Here is a 24347-nt window from a genome sequence, read left to right on the forward strand (position 1 = left end):
ACGATGCTGAGAGCGCTCTCACGTCCGCCACGTGGGGGCTCGGACAGGCATTTCCGCCAATGCACCATCTCCTGCCCCTGCTCGAGAAGGGCACAATCGCTGTGGAGATCAAACAAGAACGCACACCCCGCATGCCCCGTGGTCGCGCCACGGACCGAACGCCGTCACGCAGCCTCCGGCGCCTGATGGTCGTCCTCACGGCGGCCGTCACTGCACTCGTCGGCAGCGCGGTCGTCCAGCAGCAGCCGGCACACGCCGCGTGGAACCTCGTGTGGGCCGACGAGTTCAACGGGTCCGGCGCGCCCAGCAGCGCCAACTGGAACTACAACGTCGGCAACGGCCTCAACCCCGGCCTCAATGCCTTCGACGGCTGGGGCAACGGCGAGTGGGAGTGGTACCGCCCCGAGAACTGCACGCAGTCCGGCGGCAACCTCGTGATGCGCGCCAACTGGCTCACGACGCCCATCACGGTCAACGGCCGCAACTTCTACCAGACGTCGTGCCGCATGACGACGGACACGAAGAAGTCCTTCCAGTACGGCCGCATCGAGGCGCGCATGGCGCTGCCGACCGCCACCGGCTCGTGGCCGGCTTTCTGGATGCTCGGTGACTCGTGCGACGAGACGTCCACGAGCGCCTACAACCCGGCGCAGACCTACTACGACCGCCTGCCCACCAACTGGGCCAGTTGCGGCGAGGTCGACATCATGGAACACGCGAACGCGAACGCGACCGTGACGAACAACATCTTCTGGGATCTGCGGACCGGCGTGTTCCCGTGGACAGCGGGTCAGAACGCCAACTACGTCGCGAACCCCGCCGTCAACAACGCCGCGGCCTTCCACGTCTATGCGATCGAGTGGACGGCCGCGCAGATCCGCTGGTACATCGACGGCACGCAAACGCACGTGATCGACACGACACCGGCGACCCTGGAGGAGTTCCGCAAGCCGTTCCACGTCATCTTCAACCTGGCGCTGGGCGGCACGTACCCCGGACAGAACCCCGTGCAGGGCCAGTTCCCGCTCACCGCGTCGATCGACTACGTGCGCTACTACCAGGACGGCGGCGGCACGGGCGGGTCCGCGACGCAGATCAACGGGCCGGGCGGCAAGTGCGTGGACGTGGCCGGAAACGACACGGGCGGCAACGGCGCGGCCGTGCAGCTGTGGACGTGCCAGGGGTCTGCTGTTTCGCAGGACCAGCAGTGGAGCTGGAACGGCCAGACCCTGCGGACGTTGGGTCGGTGCCTCGACGTCAACGGCGCGGGTACCGCCAACGGCACGAAGGTGCAGCTCTGGGACTGCAACGGCAGCGGCGCACAGACCTGGGTCCAGGAAGGCAACCGGTTGCGCAACCCGAACTCCAACCGGTGCCTGGACTCCCCGTCAGGCTCGACAGCGGACGGCGCGCGACTGCAGATCTGGGACTGCAACGGATCGGCCGCACAGTACTTCGTGAAGGCCGCGTGACGACCGGCCGAGCGGCACGCTGACGGTCAGGGCGCGGGAACGGACGGGTTCCCGCGCCCTTTCCGCGCCTTCCGGGATACGACCCGCGCCGGGCTTGTCCGGCGCGGGTCGTGGAACGGCGGCCGGGCGGACCCCCCGTGGCACCGCCGGCTGTCGCCGTCGAGCGTGGTGTGCGCCCGCATGGTCGACGGCGCCGTCCGCGCCCTGCTGGGTGGATGAGTGATCAACGCCGCATCCGTGTGTCGGAGACCTGATCTACGGAATCGACAACGCCGTGCATCATTCCGAGGACGACGCCGACCACGGATGGAAACCGCCATGACCCGCACCCGCAAAGCCATCATCGCCGCCTTCGCGGCCCTGCTGCTCACGCCGGCCCTCAGCGCCTGCAACCCCGTCTCGGGCGGCACCTGCGACACGATCACCATGAGCGTCGCCGGCAAACCAGGCGGGAAGAGCGGTGGCAGCAGCAGCAAGAGCAAGTCGAAGAGCGGATCGAAGTCGAAAAGCGGACACGACTGCGACTGAGGGGCACACTGCGCCCCGAGCCTGCCAGGGTACGTCCACACCGCCGGCCCGCCGGCTAGCTGATGGCCGCCTCATCCCCTGGGTCGTCAAGGAGATGGATGACGAACGGGCGCGGTGTGGGCGGCGCCACTGCCGCGTAAGGACCAAAGTCCTTGGTGTGGCCGTCCGTCCGGCGTGACGCTGGGGGGTGAGGCGCGCACGACGGGCCGCTGTGACGAAAGGACCATGCATGTCGGAACGTAACGGGTGGCTCGCATGCGTCGAGGCCGATCCGAATCACTCGCACAGGTACGTCGAACGGTTCCGGTCGATGGCGGCCGAAGGCGCCGACCTCGGCGGCGAGGCCCGCTTCGTCGACGCCATGGCGCCGCGTGGGTCGCGGGTGCTGGACGCGGGCTGCGGGCCCGGCCGGGTCGGCGCGTTGATCGCCGCGGCCGGGCACGAGGTGGTCGGCGTCGATGTCGACCCGGTGCTGATCGCCGCGGCGGAGCACGACCACCCCGGGCCGCGGTGGCTGGTCGGCGACCTCGCGGAGCTCGACCTGCCCGGTCAGGGAGTTCCGGACGGCTTCGACGTCGTGGTGTGCGCCGGCAACGTGATGGCCTTCCTCGCCGCCGACACCAGACGGGAGGTGCTGCGCCGGCTGCGCGGGCACCTGCGTGCTGCCGGCCGGATCGTGGTCGGGTTCGGCGCCGGCCGCGGCTACGGGTTCGACGAGTTCGTCGACGACGTGCACGCCTGCGGGCTGGCGCCGGACCTCATGCTGTCGACGTGGGATCTGCGGCCGTTCACCGCCGACGCCGACTTCCTCGTGGCGGTGCTGCGACCGGTGTGATCCGACGCCGCTTCAGCGCGGCATGGCGACGGTGAGCAGTACCGCCGCGTCGTCGAGTGCTTCGAGGGCGTGCCGGGCGTCCGGCACCTCGAGCGCTTTTGTGTCCGACGTTCAGAGAGCGCCTTCCTGGTGATGGGCGTCCTCACCCGCGTCGGCGCCGAACGCGACCTGCCCCTCACCCAGCTGCGGGTGCTCGGCATCCTCCGGGACGTCGACGTGTCCATCACCCCGGCCGGACTCGAACTCGCCGAACGGCTCAAGGAACAGCTCCGCAACGGACCGCCTCGACCCACGGCAACGCGATCGGCTCCTGCCGTTGCTCGAGCAGGTCGCAACCCCGACCTCCGAGCAGCCCTGATCATCGCCGCCGACCCACCATCGGCGAGCACCGCGCCCACTCCGGCCTGATCGGGCCGGGCCGCACGCCGCTCCGGCCAACCGCTCAGAGCAGGCCGAGCTCCCGGGCGCGGAGCGCGGCCTGGGTCCGGTCCCGCGCGCCGAGTTTCACCAGCGCGCTGGTCACGTGGTTCTTCACGGTCCCCTCGGCGAGGAACAGCGCGGACGCGATCTCCCGGTTGCTGCGCCCGCCGGCCAGCAGCCGTACCACATCCAGCTCCCGACCGGACAACGGCGCGACGAGCGGGGTGGCGACCGGCGGTGGGAGCTGCGCGACCCGGGACACCAGTTTGGCGGCCACGCCCGGCTCGAGGACCGACTCGCCGCGGACGGCGGCGCGGATCGCCTCCATCAGCCGCTGCGAGGAGGCGTCCTTGAGCAGGTAGCCGATCGCGCCGGCCTGGATGGCGGGGAAGACGTCGTCGTCGTCGTCGAAGGTGGTCAGGGCGATCACCTGGACGGCCGGGTGGTCGGCGCGCAGGAGCCGGATCGCGGTCACGCCGTCCATCACCGGCATCCGCAGGTCCATCAGCACCACGTCGGGTGATGTGCGGGCGGCCAGCTCCACCGCCTGCGCCCCGTCCGCCGCCTCACCGACGACGTCGATCTCGTCCTGCACCGACAGCAGCAGCGCCAGCGCCTCCCGGAACAGCCGCTGGTCGTCGGCGAGCAGCACCCGGATCACGCCGGCACCGTCCTGGCTCACGCGGGCACCGTCCTGGCTCACGCGGGCACCGTCCCGGCTCACGGCACCGTCCCGGCTCACGCCGGCACCGTCCCGGGTCACGCGGGCGCCGTCACTGTGAGCGTGGATCCCTTGCCCGGCACCGAGTCCAGCGCCACCGCGCCGCCCAGCCCAGTCACCCGCTCACGAAGGCCGGTCAGGCCGAAGCCGCCGGAAGCGCCCGCCGGTTGTCCGCAGCCGTCGTCGCCGACGACCATCCGGACCTCGGTGGGGCCGTAGTCCAGCAGGACGTGGGCGTGGGCCGCGCGGGCGTGCCGGCGGACGTTGGTGAGGCCTTCCTGCGCCGCGCGGTACAGTGCCTCCTCCACGTCCGGTGCCAGCCGGCGGGACGCCCCGCTGACCTCGACGCTCGTCGGCAGCCCGGACTGCGACGCCTCCCGGGCCAGCTGCTCCACCCGCTCGCCCAGCGGCACGCGTGGCGCCCGCAGCGCCGACACCGACCGCCGTACCTCCGACAGCGCCTCCCGGGCCTGCTCCTCGGCCTGGGCGAGGACCTCGTCGGCGCGGACCGGGTCCCGGTCGAGCAGCGCACGCCCGGCCCGGATCTGCATCTGCACCGTTGTCAGGTAGTGGCCGAGCCCGTCGTGGATGTCACGGGCGACGCGGTTGCGTTCCTGGGTGGTGGCCAGCTCCTCCAGCTGCGCGTTGGCCAGCGCCAGCTCGAGGCGGGTCTGCTGCTCGCGGCGCAGCAGCCGGGTCACGACCAGCGCCATCAGCGACGCGACGAGCATCCCGGCGATCTCCCGCACGCCCTTGGCGAAGTCCATGCCGACGTGCCCGAGCGGCACCACGAGCGCGACCACGACGGCCGCGCGCAGCGGCAGCAGCTGCGCGGCCTGGACGACCAGCACGATGAGCAGCAGCGTGCCGCCCCACAGGGCGTGCGCCGCGCCGAACATGACGAACCCGAGACCGATCTGCAGCAGCATGTACCCGGCGAGCCACACCGTTGCGCGGCCGGGCAGCAGCCACGACCCGAGCACGACCAGCGCGGTGTACCCGGTGCCGGTGACGATCGCCGGCCACGGATCCGCGCCGGCGACGGCCTCCAGCACGAGCACGGCGTACGCGCCGACCGCCAGCATCCACAGGAACCGTTGCACGTCTGCACCATGCAGGCGCCCAACGGCTGAAGTCAATCCGGCCCGACCAACCATGACCACGGTCATGACGTTCGGCACGGGCGCCGTGACCCGCCCGGCCGACACCATCGGCGGCATGGGAATCCGCCGCATGCTCGCCGTTGCCCTCGCCGGCCTGGTCGCCGCGACCGTCGTGGGCGCGGTCCACGCGTCCGACGCCGCCGACGCCGTCTACCCGCCACCCCGCTCCCTACCCCTGCCACCGCCGTCCACCAACGGCATCGACGACCACCGGACCACCGTCGCGGTGCTGCTGGGACCAGCCGGCGCCAACGCGGCCGACGTCCTCGCCCCGTACGAGACCCTCGCCGCGTCCGGCCGCTACCAGGTGCTGACCGTCGCCGAGCACCGCACCCCGATCCCGCTGACCGGTGGCCTGGAACTGGTGCCCGACCGCACCTTCGCCGACCTCGGGCACGCCGACTGGATCGTCGTGCCGGAGATACAGCAGGCGTCCTCGCCGCAACTGCAGTCCACTGTGGACTGGATCCGGGCCCGCTACGCCGACGGCGCCCAGATCCTGAGCGTCTGCGCCGGCGCCGGGCTCCTCGCCCGCACCGGCCTGCTCACCGGCCGGCCCGCCACGAGCAACTGGCTCGCCCTGTACGGCTACGAACGGCAGTACCCGGACGTCCGGTGGCGACGCGGCGTCCGCTACGTCGACGACGGCCGGATCATCACGACCGCCGCGGTCCTGTCCGGAGTGGACGGTGCACTGCGCATCCTGGAACGCGAACACGGCACCGACGCCGCCCGGCAGGCCGCCACCGCGATCGGCTGGCGCACCTACCACCCCGGCGCCACGGCGGACATCGCCGCCGCCCACCCCGCCCCGGCGGACACCGTCGCGCTGCTCAACGCCGGGTTCCGCACGCCGGTCCACGCCGGTGTGCTGCTGACCCCCGGTGTCGGCGAGATCGAGCTGGCATCGGTGTTCCGGACCTACACGCAACTGGTGTACGTCGCCCGGCTCACCGCCGTCACCGCCGACGGGCAACCGATCCGCTCCCGCCACGGCCTCACGTTCATCCCACGCAGCGCCAAGCCGACCGGCTACGACCGGCTGCTCGTCCCCGGCCACGACGCCGCCCTCGCCCACCGTGCCGACCCGGCGTGGAAGCCGGTGTACGTCCACGCCCGCGCCGAGTTCCCGTTCGACGGCACGCTGCGCGACCTCGCCGCCACCACGGACGTGCCGACCGCCCGGTGGGTGGCCAAGACCCTCGAGTACTCCCCCGGCGAGCTGACCGGCCCCGCGTTCCCGTGGGTGCCCGCGCTGCTGCTGGCGCTGGCGATGGCAGCCGGCGGCACCCTGTACGTCCTGGCCCGCGCCGGGCTCGCCCGCCGCCCTCGGCTGCGGAACTGGCTGCGGCACCTGGCCGAGATGCTCGTCGCCATGGTCGCCGGGATGCTGCTGCTGGCGCCGGCGTGGAGCTGGCTGACGCACGACCGGCCGGTGCTGATGACGCTGACGATGGCAGTGGACATGGCCGCCGGCATGGCGGCGTGGATGGCGGTCCGCGGGCACGACCGGCGCATGATCGGTGAGATGGCACTGGTCATGGTGGCGCCGTTCGTCGTGCTGCTGCCGTGGCTGTCCGGCGCCGCGCTGTCCACGGCCGGGCATGTGCTGATGCTGGCGGCGATGGTCGCGCTCATGCTCGTGCGGTGGGAGCATTACTCAGCCGCTCCCACCTGGGCCTTCCGGCCATGGCGGCGCGTGTTCCGGAAGCCGGGCGCTGGCGACGATCCCGGACGCGGCGATCTGCCGCAGCAGGTCGAGGAGCCCGCCGGGGAGCCCCGGTAGGCGCCGCCGAACAGGAAGGCTGCCGGCACCCGGTCCGTCGCCGGGCACCGGCAGCCTTGGACGTGAACGTCAATCTTCCTGCATCGCGTGGCTACCCGGTCGCGTGTTGCGCCAGAACTGTCGGGGCGCGTAGCCCTCCCGGCGCAGCCAGTGCTCGGTGTAGACGATCCGTTCGGCAGGGACTACGCCAAGCGGTCCAACGGGCGGTTCGTCGAGGGATCGGGACCGCTCGACATGGTCGGACTGCCAACGCACCACTGACCAGTACCGGTCAAAGTCAGCATCACCCGGTTCGAGGATGCGTGCGGCACCGAACAGCTGCGCTCCGCGACTGCTCGCCTGCCCGACCAGCGGCGCGAACACGCCGATGGAGACCCGCGGGTCCGCCCGGATGTTGCGCATCTTCGGAGAGGTCCCCACAGCGGTGAAGACGACGGTGAAATCAAGGTGGAAGTAGCGCACCGGGGTTGCCAGCGGCCCATCGGGGCCGGCCGTGGCCAGGACGCACATGTTCTGCGACGACAGCAGATTGACGATCCGCTCCTCCAGCCGTTCACGGTCCAGCCGCTTCGTCGGGCTCGGGCCGGCGAGCCATGGGTTGGTCAGTACCATTGACGCACTCTGCCAGATCCCGGTCCTTGACCTGTTTCGATCCGCCGCCGTACTTCCGGGAGTGTTAGCCCTCGCCGGCCCGGTTTGGTCGGGAGCAGTTTGCTTGCCGGCGGCGATCTTGGGTACCCGAAGGCAGAGAGCTAGCCCTCGAGTCCACGGAGGTCCAAACGTGACGACCACCCAGCAGGAGCGCGACGTCGTCGACCTACTGGTCGACCAGCACCGCCAGATCACGGTGTTGTTCGCCGAGGTCAAGGCCGCCCGGGGAGATGCGAAGCGGGACGCGTTCCGCCGGTTGGTGCGGCTGCTCGCCGTACACGAGAGCGTCGAGGAGTTGATCGTGCATCCGGCTGCTCGCGGTGGCGCCGGCGACGAGATCGTCGACGCGCGGCTGCGGGAGGAGCACGACGCCAAGCAGGCGCTGTCCGACCTGGATGAGCTGGGGGTACATGCGGCGTCGTTCGACGGGAAGTTCGCCGCGTTCGAGCAGGCCGTCGTCGCCCATGCCATGCATGAGGAGATGGAGGAGCTGCCGGCGCTGCGGAGCAACACCGACGCGAAGCAGCTGCGCCGGATGGCTGATGCCCTGCGTGCGGTTGAGGCGATCGCGCCGACCCGGCCGCACCCCGCAGCGGGTGAGTCAGCGACAGCGAATCTGCTGTTCGGCCCGCCGTTCGCCGTCTTCGACCGGGCCCGTGACGCACTTCGGGACTGGCGCACCGCAGACAGCGAGACGACGATCAGCGCCTGACTCCCGCACGCGGCTCAGACGGCCGCGGAGACGCGGTCGGTGAGGGCGGCGTCGGCCTGGCGGAACACGGATCCGGCCGGGCCGTCGAACATCAGGCGCCGGCAGCCGTCGAGCTCGAGGTACACGTCGCCTCCACCGCCGGTCGGCCGGAACACCGCGAAGCGGCCGGCGTGGGCGGTGCACGGCACGATCGGTCCGGCGTCGAGCATGCGCCGGCGGAGGTCTGTCCAGGCCTGTGCGGTGAGGACCCCGCCGCGTTCGAAGCTCCCGGCGGGCTTGCCGCTGCCCTGTTCGGAGGCCGGCACCGTGTAGATGCAGAGCCGCATGCCGGCCGTGGGCGGATCGAAGGCGCCCTTCTCCGAACGCTGCTCGGCGGCCGAGACCCCGACGATCTCACCCCAGCCCTGCGAGCAGCCGGCCTTCGCCGCCTCCGCCGACTCGATCTCGGCCAGCACGGTGGTCGCCACCGTCGTCGTGTCGAGCTGGTCCAGCGCGTCGCGGACCTCGATCCGCGGCTTGCCGCACACGTCGGTGGCCACGCCCGGGCGCACCCACCGCCCGCCGGCGTCGAGCATCGCGAACCACACCACACCCACGAGGTCCGCGGTGCACGGGTCGTTCGTGGGCGGCTGGTCGTCGAGGCGCAGCGTCTCGGTCAGCCGCGCCACCGACGTCGCACGCTTCTCCAGCAGCACCAGGTCCTCGCCGCCCCCGGCGCGCTGCTGCGGGGCGCGGGCACACACCACGGCCGCCACCGGCGTGAACCCGGCCGGCAACCAGGGCATCGCCAGCTGCTCCGTCGGGCTGGCGTCGAAGTGCGTCGCCGTGCCGAGCACGGTCCGGCACGACGACCACGCGTCGTGGACCTCGGCGGCGGACGTCCTCGGCGGCGGGCCGGACACACCCGGCACGGCCGGCTGCGATCCGGGCCGGGCGCACCCGGTGAGCAGCGCCAGGGCGGCGACGACAGCGACGGTCCTTCTCGGCATGCACGCTTGGACGCCACGACCCGCCCGCCGGTTCCCGCCATGCCCTGTCGGTGGCCCGCGACAGATCCGTCACGTGCGAACGCGATCGTCGGGGGGTTCCTGACCGGGCCACTGGTGCGTAAGGTGCGTAATGTACCGGCTGGTAGGAGGACAAGCGTGAGCGACATCCTGGTCACCTCCGAGTCACCTGACGACGCATCAGTGACGGTCGCGTTGCGCGGCGCCGTCGAAGGTGCCGATGCCCCGGACCTGCGCCGTGTCCTGCTCGACGTGATCATGCGCGTGCGCCCGAGCTATCTGCTGATTGACCTGCAGGCCGTGACCGTGTTGGACGCATTCGCCGTCGGCACGTTGCAGGCCGCGGTGGAACTCGCTGGAGATGTCCAGCTGAGCGTCGCGGTGCGGATGTGCGAAAACGTCGAACGCCGGGGCGGCGACGGCGCCGACCAGGCGGTCCTCGCCCGGCTCGCCCACGACGACCTGCTGCTGGTCACCCGCGGCTGCGACGCGTCCAGCCGCTGAACGGTCGGCCGAGGCAATCACCGCACTCGCCGACCTGCGACCGGCCGAGGTGCACTGCGACCTGACCGCCCCGGACGGCAGTCACTGGCGGTTCGGCGACCCCACCGCGGACTCGACGATCACCGGTGCCGCCGGCGCGTTCTGCCGCGTCGGCGCGCAACGGCTGGCGCCCGCCGACTCGGGCCTGCGCACCAGCGGCCCGCACGCCGGCACGGCGCTGCGGCTGCTGCGCAACTACGCCGCCTGAGCAGGTCCACGGCGCGGTCAGGGGCGGCGCGGCCCAACCGCACGCCGGCGAAGACCGCGACCGCCGGTGACGGGAGAGTTTGCTGGCGTTCGATGCTCTGCTGCTCGGTGCAGGCGTGGGCTCGTGTTGCTGGTGTCGCTCAGCTGCTGTGTGTGCCGCCTTCGGCCCAGTCGACGAAGTCTGGATCAGCCAGCGACCGGATCAAGCTGTCGTAGGCGGCGAGGTCGGCGTCATTGAGGACTTCGCTCCACTGGCCGGGCTTGCCGGAGCGGAAGAAGGCACTGTTGCTGATGAACAGTCCGAGCCGTTCGTCAGGGGCCAGCTGGTGGGCCTTGGCACGCATGGAGGTGAAGGTGGCCGCCTCGACCAGGGCCGGCCATCGGTTCCGCGGCACGCGAATGCCCAGCCGGTCGGCGAGTCGCCGCATCTCCCCTGCGAGGTCTCGACAGAGATCGGCATGGTGCAGCAGGATCACCTCCGGTTCGCTGCGGAGTTCCCACGCCTGGCCGAGATGGTGGACCACGGTGCGCAGCGAGTCCAGGTTCTCCGTCGCCGGCCGCGGGTCATCGATCCACCGCAGCACGCGTTCACGCGTGCTTGCCGGACGCACCGGTGTGGTCGGCGGGCCGGTGGGTGCCTGGTCGCCGGAGGCCAGGAGGCGGTGGATGACCTTGTCGTCGAGGTTGGGCCGGTGGTAGGCCATCGACACGGCGACGTCACGGGGATCGCGTCCGACAACGACATACGTGACGCCGGGCAGCTGGGGCAGACCGTCGAGTGGGGTGTGGGTCTTGATGAACCGGCGGTGTCGCTGGGCGTCCAAGGTCCGGGTGACGTCCGCGATCGGTCTCAGGAACATGTCGAGCCAGGGCGAGACGGTGGTGAGCGCGGCGGGCAGGTCGGGGGTCTGGAAGATCAGCAGAGCGCAGATCATCTGCATCCAGGTCGTGCCGCATTTCGACGGCACGCTGATCACGATGTCGTCCGGCCGCAGCTGGAACTCGCGCCAGCGGCTGCTGTCGGTCAGTCCGCAGCGGTAGACGGCGGGCGCCGCGTTCACCATGTCATCACCCTATCGGCCGGGCCTGTCACGGTGAGTCGCGTCCGATCCGGTGTCCCCGCTGGCTGTCCGTTCACACAACGGACGGCACTCCGCCCGCCACGACGGTCAGCTACAGCGGTGGGCGCAGGATCCCGCGGGACAGCGCGGCGGTCACGGCGGCCGTCCGGTCACTGACGCCGAGCTTCACGAACGCGCGCACCAGGTGCGTCTTGACCGTCGCCTCACCGATGAACAGCACGCGGCCGATCTCCGGGTTGGACAGGCCGCGGGCGACCAGGCCGAGCACCTCGGCCTCCCTCGGCGTGAGCTGCTCGGCGACCGGTGCCCGACGCCGGTCGGCCAGCCGCGCGGCGACCAGGGGCGCCAGCACCGACTCGCCCCGCGCCGCGGCGTGGATCGCGTCGACCAGCTGCGCGAGCGGGGTGTCCTTGAGCAGGTAGCCGACCGCACCCGCCTCGATGGCGCGCAGGACGTCCTCGCCGGTGTCGTACGTGGTGAGGACCAGGACCCGGACCTCGGGGAAGCGCGCGGTGATGCGCGCGGTCGCCTCGGTGCCGTTGACGTCGGGCATCCGCAGATCCATCAGGACCACGTCGGGTCGCAGCGTGGCGGTGAGGGTCCACGCCTCGTCGCCGGACGCTGCCTCGCCGACCACCTGCAGATCGTCGGCCATCTCGAGCATGCTGCGAAGCCCGACCCGCACCACCGGGTGGTCGTCGACGAGCAGGACACGGACCGTCACGGTGCGTCCGGCGGCACCGTCAAGGCCGGCGACAGCATCGGCAGCTCGACGTGGACCGTCGTGCCCGCGCCCGGTGCGGAGACGACCGTGCAGGTGCCGCCGAGGCCGATGACCCGGCTGCGCAGCCCGGACAGGCCGTAGCCGCCGTGCCCGCGCCCCGGTGCGAAGCCCTGCCCGTCGTCGCTGACAGTGAGCGCGCCGGGCGAGAACACGATGCGCACCGACGAGGCCTTGGCATGCCGCCGGATGTTGGCGAGGGCCTCTTGAGCGGCCCGGAGGAACACGACGTCGCGCTCGGGCGTCCCGCCGCCTGGCGCGTCGTCGCTCTCGACGTCCACGGGGACGCCGGTGTCGCGGGTGTGCCGCTCGGCCAGCCGGGCCAGGGCCTCGGTCAGGTTGTGCGCGCTGAGGTCGGGCGGGCACAGGGCGGCCACCAGGGAACGCGCCTCGGCCAGGTTCTCCCGGGCGGTGCGCTCGATGAGGTCGAGCTGGTCGGGGACCGGGGCGGCGGCGCGCTCCAGGGTCAGCCGGGCCGACTGGGTCAGCATGAGGATGCTGGTGAAGCCTTGGGCGAGGGTGTCGTGGATCTCGACCGACAGCCGCTCGCGTTCGGCGGTCATGCCGGCCGTGTGCCGTTCGCGGGCCAGCGCGGAGCGGGTCTCGGTCAGCTCGGCGATGAGCTCGCTGCGGTCGCGACTCTGTGAGATGACCGCGGAGATGTAGGCGCCGAGAAGCCCGGCCGACAGCACGGGGAAGATCACCGTCGGCAGGAGTGCGACCGCGGTCGATGCGGAGAGTCCGAAGTGGACGAACATGGCGGCCATCAGCAGCACGGCGAGGATGCCCAGGACGATCAGCCGGGCGCGCCACCGCTCGAGGAACAGGAACAGGTGCAGGAACACCACGGACATCAGCAGCGCCGCGGCCATCGTCAGCATGATGAGCCCGGCGAAGAGCACGAGGGCCCCGGCGAGCTGCACGATCCCGCGCCGCCCGCCGGGGCGCCGCACCGCGTGGGCGCCGAACCGCCAGTACCAGAGCAGAAACACACACAGCAGGAGCGACGCCAGCAGGCGGGCGCGCATGGTCAGGGCGTCGTCGGCCCAGACCAGCGCGCCGGTGATGACCGGCGCCGCCACGGCCACCAGGTCCCAGACGGCGTGGAACCGGTCCCATGCGTGCCCGCCCGGCGGCGCTTCGGTCAACTGTCCTCCCGGCCGGTCCAGCGGAACGTCAGCAGACACAGCGCCAGCCCGACGATCACCCATGCCCCCAGCATGATGGCAACCCGGCCCAGTTCCCAAGTCCCGGCGGGCTCGTTCGCGGCGAACGCGTCCGGCAGGAACACCGACCGCATGCCCTGCGCCATCCACTTGAGCGGGAACACGGCCGCGATCTGCTGCATCCACGCCGGCAGATCGGTGAACACGAAGAAGACGCCCGAGATGAACTGCAGCACCAGCGCCACCGGGGTGACCACGGCCGGTGCCCGCTTGGCCTCCCGCGGGATCGACGAGAACGCGATCCCGCACAGCGTGCAGGCGGCGATGCCGAGCAGCGAGACCCACAGCAGCGTGAGCCACTGCCCGCCCGTCGCCGGCAGCGTCACGTCGAAGAACGCGGTCGCGATGGCCAGCATGATGGCGCAGCCGCCCACGCCGATGAGGTACACCATCGCGACCTTGCCGATGAAGTACGCGCCGGCCGGCATCGGCGCACCGTACAGCCGCTTCAGCACGCCCCGGTCGCGTTCCATCGGGATCTGGACGGCGAGGGTCTGGAAACCGTTGGTGAGCTGCGCGGCGGCGATCATGCCGGGCACGAAGTACTGCGTCAGGGTCACCCCCGGCGCGACGTCGTCGCCGCCGAAGACCGAGCCGAACACGATGAGCAGCAGGATCGGCAGCGCGAAGGAGAAGATGACCGACTCGCGGCCGCGGAAGAACTGGCGTAGTTCCAGGCCGCTGCGCAGCAGCCCGAGACGCAGCGTGAGGGTCATGCGGTCTCCTGGATCATCGAGAGGTACGTGTCTTCCAGCGACGGCCGGGTGACCGTCAGCTCCGGCACCTCGCCGCCGAACCGGGCGACCAGGTCGGCGACGAACTTCGCCGGGGTGTCGGTGTCGTGCTCCTGCGGGCCGTCCGCGGCGGTCCAGCGGACCTTCGCCGCCGCGCTGCCCCGGCCGCCGAGCGTCGCCGGCGTGGCGACCGCCACCATCCGCCCGCGGGTGATCACGCCGACCCGGTCCGCGAGGGTCTCCGCCTCGTCCAGGTAGTGCGTGGTGAGCAGGATCGTGGTCCCGCCCGCGGCGAGGTCCCGGATCAGGTCCCAGAACTCGCGGCGGGCCTGCGGGTCGAAGCCGGTGGTCGGCTCGTCGAGGAACAGCAGCTCGGGCCGGCCGATGATGCCCAGCGCCACGTCGAGCCGGCGGCGCTGGCCCCCGGACAGCACCTTGGCCCGGTCCTTGCGCTTCGCCTGCAGGCCGACCCGTTCGATCACCTCGTCCGGACGGGCGGGATTCGGGTAGTACTTCGCGAAGTGCTGCACGACCTCCTGCACCGAGAGCTCCTCGAACTCGCCGGTGGACTGCAGCACGACGCCGATGCGGGACCGCCAGTCCAGCGGGCGGCGCTGCGGGTCGACGCCGAGGACGTGGACCTCGCCGCCGCTGCGCTTGCGGAAGCCCTCCAGCATCTCGACGGTCGTGGTCTTGCCGGCGCCGTTCGGCCCGAGCAGGGCGAACACCTCGCCCCGTTCGACGGTGAGGTCGAGCCCGTCGACCGCATGGTGGGCGCCGTAGGTCTTTCGCAGGCCCTTGGCCTCGATGGCATATGCATCGGTCACGATCTCCATCGTGGCCGGTCCGCGACGTCAGCGGGTCAACCGGTCGATGGACGCGCCCGCCCAACCCGGGCGTCGCAGCCGAGGACTCGAGGGACGGCAACTCTTGCAGAGAGCGCTCCCAGGAGAGCGGTAATCGTCGGGTGTCACTGCACCGCGGTTCATCACGCCGCTCCGGCCTCCCCATAGGCCAGCTTCGGTAAGCGCTCTCCCATTCTTGTCGAAGCATTGACACCTCTCAAGAGAGCGTCCAAAGTGACCCGTGTGAGAGCGCTCTCTCACATCCTCGTCACACCGCCGACATCCCAGCTTCACGAAGGAGTCCCCTATGGAATGGTCGGAACCCCGCCCCGGCCATCGACGTTCACCCGGATCATTGACGAGCCGGCGCACGCTGCGCGTGGTCACCCTCGTGACCGCGTTGATGGCCTTGCTGGTGGCGTACATCGTCGTGGTCACGACCCGCGCCAACGCGGCTGAGACCCTGCTGTCGCAGGGCAAGCCGACGACCGCCTCGTCGACGGAGAACGCCGGTACCCCCGCCAGCAGCGCGACCGATGGCAACACCGGCACCCGCTGGTCGAGCGCCTTCAGCGTGCCGCAATGGATCCAGGTCGACCTCGGTTCCTCCCAGTCGATCACCCGGGTCGCGTTGAACTGGGAGGGGGCCTACGCCACCGCCTTCCAGATCCAGACCTCCACCAACGGCACCACCTGGACGAACGTCTACTCCACCACGACCGGCACCGGCGGCCAGCAGAGCATGCCGGTCACCGGCACCGGTCGCTACGTGCGCGTCAACGCGACCGCGAAGGCCACCCAGTGGGGTGTGTCGCTGTGGGAGTTCCAGGTCTTCGGTGGCACGCCCGACACGCCGGGTGGCTGTGGCACCACCAACGCGGCGCAGGGCAAGCCGGCGACCGCTTCGTCGATCGAAAACGCCGGCACTCCGGCTTCAGCCGCATTTGACGGCAACACCGGCACCCGCTGGTCCAGCGCGGCCGCGGACCCGCAGTGGCTCCAGGTCGACCTGGGCGCGGCCGTGTCCGTCTGCGGCGTCTCGCTGAACTGGGAGGCCGCCTACGCGACCGCCTACCAGATCCAGGTGTCCACCAACGGCACGACCTGGACGAACATCTACAGCACGACCGCCGGCACCGGTGGCGTGCAGACCCCGGCCGTCACCACGACGACCGGTCGCTACGTGCGCGTGAACGGCACCGCCCGGGCCACCCAGTGGGGCTACTCGCTCTGGGAGTTCCAGGTCTTCACCGGCTCCGGCCCGTCGGGCTCGACCTCGGTGTCGCCCAGCACGTCCCCCAGCACGCCGACGCTGCCGACGTCAGACACCCCCGACTTCGGCACGAACGTGCGGATCTTCGATCAGTCCACGTCGGCGGCGACGATCCAGGCGGCGGTGGACCAGGCGTTCAACGCGCAGCTGCGCAGCCCGACCGCGCAGTTCGGCACCCAGCGCTCCGTGTTCCTCTTCAAGCCCGGCACGTACGGGCGGGTGTGGGCCAACGTCGGTTTCTACACCACGGTCGCCGGTCTCGGCCTGAACCCCGACGACGTGACGATCAACGGCGCGGTCAACGTCGACTCCGGGTGGAACTTCGGCGACGAGCTCAACGCCACCCAGAACTTCTGGCGCAGCGTGGAGAACCTGTCGATCGTGCCCGAGGGCGGCACCAACCGGTGGGCCGTCTCCCAGGCCGCCCCGATGCGCCGGGTGCACATCCGCGGCAACCTGACCCTGGCACCGTCGAACCAGGACAACGGTCAGGGCTACTCCAGCGGCGGCTACCTGGCCGACTCCGTGGTCGACGGCGTCGTGTCCTCCGGCTCCCAGCAGCAGTGGTACAGCCGCGACAGCCGGATCCAGCGCTGGGACGGCGGCGTCTGGAACATGGTCTACTCCGGCGTGCAGGGCGCCCCGCCCAACGCGTTCCCGAACCCGCCGCACACCACCCTGGCGACCACCCCCGTCACCCGCGAGAAGCCCTACCTGTACATCGACGGCGCCGGCCTGTACCGCGTCTTCGTGCCTGCGATTCGGCGCAACTCCGCGGGCGCCACCTGGCCCAACACGGCCGGCACCTCGATCCCGATGCGGGAGTTCTACGTCGCCAAGCCCGGTGACAGCGCCGCCCGGATCAACTCCGCCCTCGCCCAGGGCCTGAACCTGTTCTTCACGCCGGGCACCTACTCCCTCGACCAGACCCTCCGAGTCACCCGTCCCAACACCGTGGTGACCGGCATCGGCTTCCCGACCCTGATCCCGAGCAACGGGGTCGAGGCCCTGAACGTCGCCGACGTCGACGGCGTCAAGATCAGCGGCTTGACCTTCGACGCCGGGACGACGAACAGCCCGACGTTGATGAGCGTCGGGCAGGCCGGCGTCCACACCGACCACGCCGCGAACCCGATCAGCATCCAGGACGTCTTCTTCCGCATCGGCAGCAGCGTCCAGGGCAAGGCCACCACCACCCTCGCCGTGCACAGCGACGACACGATCATCGACCACATCTGGGCCTGGCGGGCCGACCACGGCGGCGCACCCACCGGCTGGACGGTGAACACCGGCGACACCGGCCTCATCGTCAACGGTGACGACGTCCTCGCCACCGGCCTGTTCGTCGAGCACTACCAGAAGTACGAGGTGATCTGGAACGGCAACCGCGGACGGACGATCTTCTTCCAGAACGAGAAGCCGTACGACGTGCCCAACCAGGCAGCCTGGATCGGCCCCCGGGGCAACGGCTACGCCGCCTACAAGGTCGCCGACACCGTCACCGACCACGAACTGTGGGGCGGCGGCTCGTACTGCTACTTCAGCGCCAACCCCGCCGTCAGAGTGGACCGGGGCTTCGAGGTGCCCAACCGGACCGGCGTCCGGCTCCACAGCGTCATCACCGTCTCCCTCGGCGACGTGGGCACCATCGCCAACGTCGTCAACGACACCGGTGGCTCCGTCCCCAACCCCGCCGGCAACACCACGCCACGCCAGGTGGTGAACTACCCCTAACCCTCACCCCGTCAGTCCCAGCGCAGTACCGACGTGAACCCGGCGGCCACCGGTGCGATCCGCACCGGTGGCCGCCGGCGTACAGATCAGGTGGTCAGCGTCCACGTGTTGATGAACCCGGTGTCCGCCGACGCCGCGTCCTGGACCCGCAGCCGCCAGGTGCCGTTGCGGGCCTCGCTCGTCAGGTCCACGGTGTATGTCTGGTCGATGTTGTCCGCGCTCGCGCCCTGCCGGTTGCTGAGCACGTAGACGGAGCCGTCCGGAGCGACGAGGGACACGACCAGATCGCCGCGGTACGTGTGGACGATGTGCACCTCGACCGTGCTGATGCCCGCCGCGTTGCCCGTGCAGCCGGCCAGGGTGACCGCGCTCTCCACGGTGGCCAGGTCGACGATGGTCACGTCGGTGGGGTTGGCGCCGGTGCAGGTGCTCGGCGGCGCGCCCAGGTTGAGTGTCCACGCGTTGATGAAGCCGGTGTCGGACTGGGCCGCGTCCTGGACCCGCAGGCGCCAGGTGCCGTTGCGGGCCTCGCTCGACAGGTTCACCGTGTACACCTGGTCGAGGTTCTGCGTCGCGCCGCCCTGGCGGTTGGCCAGCAGGTAGGAGCTGCCGTCGGGGGCGACGAGGGACACGACCAGGTCGCCGCGGAACGGGTGGACGATGTGCACCTCGACCGTGCTCGCCGCCGACGCGTTGCCCGGGCAGCCGGTGTAGGTGACGGTGCTCTCCGCGGTGGACAGGTCCGGCACCGGCACGTCCGTGGGGTTGGTCGCCACGGAGCAGGACGGCGAGTTGGTGACGGTCAGCGTGTGCACCGCGGTGTGGGTCGCCGAGGTCCCGGTGGCCGTGATGGTGATCGGGTACGTGCCGGTCGTCGCGCCCGGCACCGCGCCGAAGGTCACCGCCGTCTGGGTGCCCGAGGTGATCGTGGTGAAGGCGAAGTGCGCAATGACGTTGCCGGGCAGGCCGGACACGGTCAGGTTCAGCGGCTGCGCGGCGCCGCTGGTCGTTGTGGTGGAGATGAGGGCCATGACGGTGTTGCCGATCTGCACCTCGCTCGCCGGCGGGCTGAGCGCGATGCTGAAGTCGTTGGTGGCGGCCGTCGCGGCCGTCGGCGCCGTGAACAGCACACCGAAGATCGCCGCCAGCACGGCCAGCAGGCCGGCACCCAGCCGGCGCCGGGCGGTTGTGGACGCTGTACCCATCGTTCCTCCTGATTGCCGCATCGGGTTCGTGGAGGAGGACGGCGATCGGCGCGGATCCGGACGTCAGGAATCCGACATCCGGCCGGCGCCTCTGGGCGGCCTGGAAGTGGGACGCCGGGTCAGTAGTCCGGCGGGCGGATCAGCTGGGCGTTGACCACCACTGAGGGTTCGCCGCCGAGGTTGGCCTGGGGTTGGGTGTCCTCCTGGTGGCGGCGGGCCAGGATGGCGGCGCCTGGGCCGTCGCCCTGTTCGATGGCCTGGATCAGCTCGGCGTGGCTGTTGAGACTGCGGCGGGTGGCGTCGTCGCCGGGGATGCCGCCCTCGATCAGGGTGCGGGCGGCCCATTCCTCCTCGTGGGCATACCAGAGTCCTTCCAGCATGCCGGCCAGCAGCTCGAAGGTCTGGTTGCCGCAGTTGCGCACCAGGGCCTCGTGGAACTCCTTCATGCAGGCCACGAACTTCGCGAAGTCGCCGATGCTCTCCTCGGTGCGGTGCTGGATCTCGCGCAGGGCGGGCACGACCGTCTCCATGCGGTCCGGTCTGGTCGCGCACATCTCGGCGCAGACCGGGTCGAGGCGGCGCACGGCCAGGCCGAGGTCCTGCACGCTGACGTCGCGGGACTGCAGGACCAGGCCGAAGATGTAGCCGGCGCGTTCGAGCTGGGGCGGGTGCACCTCGGCGCCGCCGCGGTTGCCGCGGCGGATGGTGATGAGGCCCTCGGTCTCCAGGGTGCGCATGGCCTCACGGACCGACGGCATGCTGACGCGGAACTCCTCGAACAGCTCGTCCTGCTTCAGCAGCCCGTTGTCCGTGGTGAGATCGCCGCGCAGGATCCGGTCGCGCAGCTCGTCGGCGAGGCGCTCACCGACCCGGCGCCGCGCGAGCAGCGGGCCTTTCGTGCCGCCTTCGCGCTGCGGAACGGCCCGGCCTGGGGCGGGGTCCGACATGATCTTCGCCTCTTTCATCCGTCCACCTGGGAGGGTCGCGCCAGGACCGCCCGGAACCGGGTCACATTGGCCAGCTTGATGGTCTCATATCCGCGTACCAGATCCGGTGCCCGCGCCACCGCCAGGCAGCGGTCGAGGTCGGCGGTGTCAAGCGCGGCGAGCACCGCCGTGGTGTACTCCTGTGGCAGGGCCCGTTCCACCCGGCGCACCTCGGCCAGGCCGAACGGGTCGAACGCGGTGCCGCGTACCGACCGCATCGCCCTCAGCATCGCGAACACAGGTCGGATCCAGGCGCCCAGCGCGAGCTTGTGCCGCAGTCCGAGTGCCCGCAGAAACGGCGGGTGGATGTGGTAGCGCACCTGTGCCCGGGTGCCGCCGGGCGCGGCCTGCGCGCCGATGTCGACCTTCAGGTGCAGCCGGGCGACCTCGTACTCGTCCTTGTACGCAAGCAGCTTGTACAGGTACCGGGCGAACTCCACGGACACCGTGTCCGTGCCGTACCGGCCGGCCTCGGCGGCCACGACGTGCCGGACCGCGTCGACGTAACGGCCGGCCAGCGCGGCGTTCTGGTAGTCGACCAGTTCGGCGGCGCGTGGTTCGGCGACCTCGCGGACCGCGGCCGGGAGTGCGGCCGGGTCGAGCAGCCGCCGGGCGGCCGACAGCGCGCCGGGGGTCGGGTCGAGGCCGGCGGCGCCGAGCCGGGCGGCCGCGGCGGGTTCGTCGAGCGTGACCGGGGCGAGCACGTGCCGGCGGCCGGCCCGGAACGCCTCGATGTTCTGCTCGACGGCGACGCCGTTGAGCCGGATCGCCTCCTCGATCGACGCGGCGGCGAGGGGCACCGCGCCGGTCTGGTACGCCACGCCGAGCAGCAGGATGTTGGCGGTGGTCTCGTCACCGAACAGGCTGCGGCTGAGCTGGGCCGCGTCGACGGCGGTGGTGCGGCCGGCCGCGTCCCGGATGCGGTCGAGCAGCTCGCCGGCCGGCGGCAGGGTGGTCGCGATGTTGGTGACGACGGCCGCGGTCGGGGTGACCGAGGACGCGACGACCGACACCGTGCGCTGTGGGTCGGTGCGCGCCAGGTGCTGCGGCGCCGCCCCGCTGAGCAGGTCGAACACCAGGTAGAGGTCGGCCTGGCCGGCGCTCACCGCGGCGGTGCGGTCGTCCACCGGGGTGGCGCTGATCTGCAGGTGGGAGACCACCGCTCCGGCCTTCTGGCTCATGCCGGTCTGGTCGAGGCCGGCGGTGTACCGTCCGTCGAGCAGCGCCGCGGTGGCCAGGACCTGGTTCACCGTGACCACGCCGGTGCCGCCGATGCCGACCAGGTAGACGCCGTAGGCGCGGTCACCGAGCGCCGCTTTCGCCGCCGGTTCGGCCGGTGCCTCTCCCTCAATGCGGCGACGCGGCCGAGGGCGGGCGGCCGGGACGGTGCGGACCGTGACGAACGACGGGCAGTCGCCGTCCAGGCAGCTGAAGTCGGAGTTGCAGGAGGTCTGGTGGATCTGTGTCTTACGGCCGAGCTCGGTGTCGACCGGCTGGACCGACAGGCAGTTGCTCTTCACCCCGCAGTCGCCGCAGCCTTCGCAGACCAGCTCGTTGATGACCACCCGGCGGTCGGGGGTGGGCAGCTTCCCGGAGCGGCGCAGCCGCCGGGCCTCGGCCGCACAGACCTGGTCGTAGATGAGCACGGTGACGCCCTCGACCGTGCTGAGGCGTTCCTGCGCGGCGAGGATCTCCTCGCGCGGCAGCACGGTGACGCCGTCGGCGAGGTCGCGCACGCCGCGGTACCGGCCGGTGTCCTCGGCGCACACGATGATCCGGCTGACCCCTTCGGCGGCGAGTTCCCGGGTCAGCGCCGGCACCGACATGCCGCCGGCGATCTGCTGGCCGCCGGTCATCGCGACGTAGCCGTTGAACAGGATCTTGAAGGTGATGTTCACGCCGGCGGCGACGCAGGCGCGGACCGCGAGCAGGCCGGAGTGCGAGTAGGTGCCGTCGCCGAGGTTCTGGAAGATGTGCCCGGTCTGCGAGAACGGGGCCATGCCGATCCACGGCACCCCTTCTGAGCCCATCGGGACCACCGGCAGCTTCTCGTTGCCGGCGATGCGCGGGTCGAAGTAGGACATGCCGTGGCAGCCGACGCCGCCGCCGACGACCGCGCCGTCGGGCAGGACGGTGGACCGGTTGTGCGGGCAGCCGCTGCAGTAGGCCGGCGCGCGGCCCAGCAGCGGCAGCAGGACCGGGCCTTTCACCGCAACCGCCGGCGCGGGCGAAGGCAGGCCGAGCTCGCGCCGCAGGATCGGCTTGAGCAGATCAGGGCCGAGCTCGCCGTGGGCCGGCACGAGCAGCCGGCCGGCGCGGTCGCGTTTGCCGACCACGGTCGGCCGGTGCGGGGTGGGGTACAGCGCGTTACGTACGGCGGACTCGATGAAGTCGCGCTTCTCCTCCACCACCACGATGTGCTGCAGGCCGTCGGCGAACCGCTCCACCACGGCACGGTCCAGCGGGTAGATCATGCCGAGCTTCAGCAGCCGTACCCCCCGCTCGCGCAGGCCGTCGTCGTCCAGGCCGAGGTCGGTGAGGGCCTGCCGGACGTCGTAGTAGGTCTTGCCGGCCGCGACGATGCCGACCCGGGCGCCGTCCTGCGCGCCGTCGATGACGTTGAGGCCGTTGGCGGCGGCGAACGCGACGGCCGCGACGTGCCGGCGTTCGAGCAGGTCCCGCTCCCGGTCGACGAGGATGGTGGGGACCAGCTGGATCCGCTGCCGGTGCTGCCAGGGCTCGCCGTCGATCTCCAGCGCCGGGTGCCGCAGCGACAGCCGGCCCGGGTCCAGGCGCACCGAGCCGACCGAGTCGGCGACACTGGTGACCACCTTCAGCCCGACCCAGCAGCCGCAGTACCGCGACAGCTCCAGGCCGGTCACGCCGAAGTCCAGCAGCTCCTGGACGGAGCCGGGCACCAGCACCGGCATCAGGGCGTCGTAGAAGGCGGTCTCGCTCTGGTTCGGCAGCGACGACGACTTCGCCGCCGGGTCGTCGCCGGCGACCGCGAGGACCCCGCCGAGGGGGCTCACGCCGAACTGGTTGGCGTGCTTGAACGCGTCGCCGCACCGGTCCACGCCCGGGGCCTTGCCGTACCAGAGGCCGAACACGCCCTGCAGTCCGTCGCGGAACCCCCCGGGGGACGGTTGCTGGGTGCCGAACACGACGGCGGCGGCGAGCTCCTCGTTGACGCCGGGCACGTGCCGGACGTCCTCGGCGGCCAGGGTCGCGGCGGCCCGGTGCAGGGTGAGGTCCAGTCCGCCGAGGGGCGATCCGGGGTACCCGGACGCGAGGCCCCCGGTGCGCAGCCCGGCGGCCCGGTCGAGCCGGTGCCGGTCCAGCAGGATCCGGGTGATCGCCTGGGTGCCGGTGAGCACGACGGTGCCGTCGTCGGCGTCGTAGCGGTCCGTCAGCTGGTACCCGGTCGGCGCCGATGTCACCACGTCGGTCATGGGGTTGAGCCCTTCGTTGCGGGGATGGCGGACGCGTCGGCGGCCGTGGGCAGCCGGGTCACGGCGGACGGGTCGCGCGGATCCTTGTAGAGCAGGATCGTGCAGGTGCCGGGGTCGAGCCCGGCCGGGCAGAGGTTCACCGGCCACGGCGCGCCGAGGCGCTCGCGGGCCATCTCGACGTGCCAGATCGGCACGTGGGTGCGGTAGACGGTGGTCGGCCGGCCGCCCCAGGTGACCGGGTGCGGGTCGGTGACGACGGCGAGGCCGAGCCCGGCGGTGAACCGGCCGTCGGCGACCTGGCGGGCGCAGGTGCCGCAGGGGTCCTGCACGATCGTGAACTTCTCGTCGTCCTCGCTGACCGCAAGGTCCGTGAAGTGTCCCTGCAGCAGGTGCACGAGGTTGACCAGGCGCTCGGCCGCGGGCCGGTCGATGTCACGCATCAGGCCGCGCAGGGCGTCCTCGCCGCGTCGGCGGTGGAACACCTCCAGCTCGTCCGGGCCGTAGGCGGCGTGCACCTGCGACAGCAGCGCGGACAGCCAGTCGCGCAGCACGTCGATGACCGAGCGCCAGGCGGCCTCCCGGTCGTCGAAGAGCGCGAGTGCGCCGCCGGTGTCACCGCGGGCGACGGCCGCGGCGACCTCGTCGGCCATCGGCGCCGGCACCTCGTCGCGGACCGGGTCGACGCCCGGGTAGGCGGCGAAGAAGGCGAGGGTACGGCCGGTCAGCAGGCGCAGGCCGTCCCGCCCGTGCCGCTCGGCGGCGGTGCCGAGGATGGTGGCGACCCAGTCGAGGTAGCGCTCGCGCTGCCCCCGGTGCTCCCGTTCGAGGATCGCGAGGTGCTCACGGAGAGCGTCCACAGTGGACTCCGAGGCGGCGAGCACGCGGTCCCGGGGTGACGTGGACAGCTCCCGGAGTTCCTCGTCGGTGCACACCCGTCTCTGCCGACCTGCGGTCACGTCGCCCTCCCCGGCCACCCTTGACGCT

At 71.5% G+C, this 24347-nt stretch carries 22 protein-coding genes; 9 read left to right on the forward strand and 13 right to left on the reverse strand.

What is annotated here, in order from left to right; genetic code table 11:
• Positions 1 to 185 precede the first annotated feature (185 nt).
• The 4 genes from Dsi01nite_RS58080 to Dsi01nite_RS52900 all read left to right on the forward strand — a co-directional run bounded on the left by Dsi01nite_RS58080 (position 186) and on the right by Dsi01nite_RS52900 (position 3243).
• Positions 186 to 1472: a ricin-type beta-trefoil lectin domain protein gene (locus Dsi01nite_RS58080; protein ID WP_239137108.1), complete on the forward strand. Its 1287-nt coding sequence runs from the start codon at positions 186 to 188 to the stop codon at positions 1470 to 1472.
• A 318-nt stretch (positions 1473 to 1790) separates the two neighbouring features.
• Positions 1791 to 2000 (forward strand): hypothetical protein, encoded by a 210-nt coding sequence (locus tag Dsi01nite_RS52890; protein WP_203854107.1) that lies wholly within the window; start codon positions 1791 to 1793, stop codon positions 1998 to 2000.
• Positions 2001 to 2229: 229 nt separating this feature from the next.
• Positions 2230 to 2835, forward strand: coding sequence for a class I SAM-dependent methyltransferase (locus Dsi01nite_RS52895; protein ID WP_203854108.1), 606 nt, complete (start codon positions 2230 to 2232; stop codon positions 2833 to 2835).
• Positions 2836 to 2967: 132 nt separating this feature from the next.
• Complete coding sequence (locus tag Dsi01nite_RS52900; RefSeq protein ID WP_203854109.1) at positions 2968 to 3243, forward strand: hypothetical protein; 276 nt, start codon at positions 2968 to 2970, stop codon at positions 3241 to 3243.
• A 34-nt stretch (positions 3244 to 3277) separates the two neighbouring features.
• Here the strand turns inward: Dsi01nite_RS52900 and Dsi01nite_RS52905 are convergent, their stop codons facing one another.
• The gene (locus tag Dsi01nite_RS52905) at positions 3278 to 3958 is read right to left on the reverse strand and encodes a response regulator (RefSeq protein WP_239137110.1); all 681 of its coding nucleotides are present in this window, start codon (positions 3956 to 3958) and stop codon (positions 3278 to 3280) included.
• A 56-nt stretch (positions 3959 to 4014) separates the two neighbouring features.
• Complete coding sequence (locus Dsi01nite_RS52910) at positions 4015 to 5079, reverse strand: sensor histidine kinase (RefSeq protein WP_203854110.1); 1065 nt, start codon at positions 5077 to 5079, stop codon at positions 4015 to 4017.
• Positions 5080 to 5143: 64 nt separating this feature from the next.
• On the opposite strand from Dsi01nite_RS52910, the gene Dsi01nite_RS52915 reads away from it, so the two are divergent.
• Positions 5144 to 6925 carry a DJ-1/PfpI family protein gene (locus Dsi01nite_RS52915; RefSeq protein ID WP_203854111.1) on the forward strand — a complete coding sequence of 594 codons (1782 nt, stop codon included), beginning with the start codon at positions 5144 to 5146 and terminating at the stop codon, positions 6923 to 6925.
• Positions 6926 to 6994: 69 nt separating this feature from the next.
• On the opposite strand, the gene Dsi01nite_RS52920 is transcribed toward Dsi01nite_RS52915, so the two are convergent.
• Entirely contained in the window at positions 6995 to 7537 is a 543-nt protein-coding gene (locus tag Dsi01nite_RS52920; protein ID WP_203854112.1) for a pyridoxamine 5'-phosphate oxidase family protein, read from the reverse strand.
• A gap of 169 nt (positions 7538 to 7706) precedes the next feature.
• Between Dsi01nite_RS52920 and Dsi01nite_RS52925 the strand changes: the two genes are divergently transcribed.
• On the forward strand, positions 7707 to 8288 hold the full coding sequence (locus tag Dsi01nite_RS52925) for a hemerythrin domain-containing protein (protein ID WP_203854113.1): 582 nt from the start codon (positions 7707 to 7709) through the stop codon (positions 8286 to 8288).
• Between the two features lie 14 nt (positions 8289 to 8302).
• Here the strand turns inward: Dsi01nite_RS52925 and Dsi01nite_RS52930 are convergent, their stop codons facing one another.
• Complete coding sequence (locus Dsi01nite_RS52930; protein ID WP_203854114.1) at positions 8303 to 9277, reverse strand: hypothetical protein; 975 nt, start codon at positions 9275 to 9277, stop codon at positions 8303 to 8305.
• Positions 9278 to 9433: 156 nt separating this feature from the next.
• Here Dsi01nite_RS52930 and Dsi01nite_RS52935 point away from each other — a divergent pair, with 156 nt between their 5' ends.
• Together Dsi01nite_RS52935 and Dsi01nite_RS52940 are read left to right on the forward strand one after the other, a co-directional pair.
• On the forward strand, positions 9434 to 9799 hold the full coding sequence (locus tag Dsi01nite_RS52935; protein ID WP_203854115.1) for an STAS domain-containing protein: 366 nt from the start codon (positions 9434 to 9436) through the stop codon (positions 9797 to 9799).
• Positions 9800 to 9848: 49 nt separating this feature from the next.
• Entirely contained in the window at positions 9849 to 10046 is a 198-nt protein-coding gene (locus Dsi01nite_RS52940) for a hypothetical protein (protein ID WP_203854116.1), read from the forward strand.
• A gap of 139 nt (positions 10047 to 10185) precedes the next feature.
• Here the strand turns inward: Dsi01nite_RS52940 and Dsi01nite_RS52945 are convergent, their stop codons facing one another.
• The 5 genes from Dsi01nite_RS52945 to Dsi01nite_RS52965 all read right to left on the reverse strand — a co-directional run bounded on the left by Dsi01nite_RS52945 (position 10186) and on the right by Dsi01nite_RS52965 (position 14704).
• A complete protein-coding gene (locus tag Dsi01nite_RS52945; RefSeq protein WP_203854117.1) occupies positions 10186 to 11109 on the reverse strand; it encodes a sulfotransferase domain-containing protein in 924 nt (307 codons plus the stop codon).
• A gap of 109 nt (positions 11110 to 11218) precedes the next feature.
• Positions 11219 to 11851, reverse strand: a complete 633-nt coding sequence (locus Dsi01nite_RS52950; RefSeq protein WP_203854118.1) for a response regulator — start codon at positions 11849 to 11851, stop codon at positions 11219 to 11221.
• Positions 11848 to 13056 (reverse strand): sensor histidine kinase, encoded by a 1209-nt coding sequence (locus tag Dsi01nite_RS52955; RefSeq protein WP_203854119.1) that lies wholly within the window; start codon positions 13054 to 13056, stop codon positions 11848 to 11850. The genes Dsi01nite_RS52950 and Dsi01nite_RS52955 overlap by 4 nt, the downstream gene beginning before the upstream one ends.
• Positions 13053 to 13850, reverse strand: coding sequence for an ABC transporter permease (locus tag Dsi01nite_RS52960; RefSeq protein WP_203854120.1), 798 nt, complete (start codon positions 13848 to 13850; stop codon positions 13053 to 13055). The genes Dsi01nite_RS52955 and Dsi01nite_RS52960 overlap by 4 nt, the downstream gene beginning before the upstream one ends.
• Complete coding sequence (locus tag Dsi01nite_RS52965) at positions 13847 to 14704, reverse strand: ABC transporter ATP-binding protein (protein ID WP_373318963.1); 858 nt, start codon at positions 14702 to 14704, stop codon at positions 13847 to 13849. Before Dsi01nite_RS52965 ends, Dsi01nite_RS52960 begins: the two co-directional genes overlap by 4 nt.
• A 316-nt stretch (positions 14705 to 15020) precedes the next feature.
• On the opposite strand from Dsi01nite_RS52965, the gene Dsi01nite_RS52970 reads away from it, so the two are divergent.
• Positions 15021 to 17720: a discoidin domain-containing protein gene (locus Dsi01nite_RS52970; protein ID WP_239137112.1), complete on the forward strand. Its 2700-nt coding sequence runs from the start codon at positions 15021 to 15023 to the stop codon at positions 17718 to 17720.
• 86 nt (positions 17721 to 17806) lie between these two features.
• On the opposite strand, the gene Dsi01nite_RS52975 is transcribed toward Dsi01nite_RS52970, so the two are convergent.
• From Dsi01nite_RS52975 to Dsi01nite_RS52990, 4 genes are all read right to left on the reverse strand, one after another.
• A complete protein-coding gene (locus tag Dsi01nite_RS52975; protein WP_239137114.1) occupies positions 17807 to 18925 on the reverse strand; it encodes a proprotein convertase P-domain-containing protein in 1119 nt (372 codons plus the stop codon).
• A gap of 119 nt (positions 18926 to 19044) precedes the next feature.
• On the reverse strand, positions 19045 to 19890 hold the full coding sequence (locus Dsi01nite_RS52980) for a FadR/GntR family transcriptional regulator (protein WP_203854123.1): 846 nt from the start codon (positions 19888 to 19890) through the stop codon (positions 19045 to 19047).
• Positions 19887 to 23363, reverse strand: a complete 3477-nt coding sequence (locus Dsi01nite_RS52985; RefSeq protein ID WP_203854124.1) for an indolepyruvate ferredoxin oxidoreductase family protein — start codon at positions 23361 to 23363, stop codon at positions 19887 to 19889. The genes Dsi01nite_RS52980 and Dsi01nite_RS52985 overlap by 4 nt, the downstream gene beginning before the upstream one ends.
• Complete coding sequence (locus Dsi01nite_RS52990; protein WP_203854125.1) at positions 23360 to 24319, reverse strand: hypothetical protein; 960 nt, start codon at positions 24317 to 24319, stop codon at positions 23360 to 23362. The genes Dsi01nite_RS52985 and Dsi01nite_RS52990 overlap by 4 nt, the downstream gene beginning before the upstream one ends.
• Positions 24320 to 24347 lie beyond the last annotated feature (28 nt).

The organism is Dactylosporangium siamense (genome assembly GCF_016862795.1).
Classification (GTDB): Bacteria; Actinomycetota; Actinomycetes; order Mycobacteriales; family Micromonosporaceae; genus Dactylosporangium; species Dactylosporangium siamense.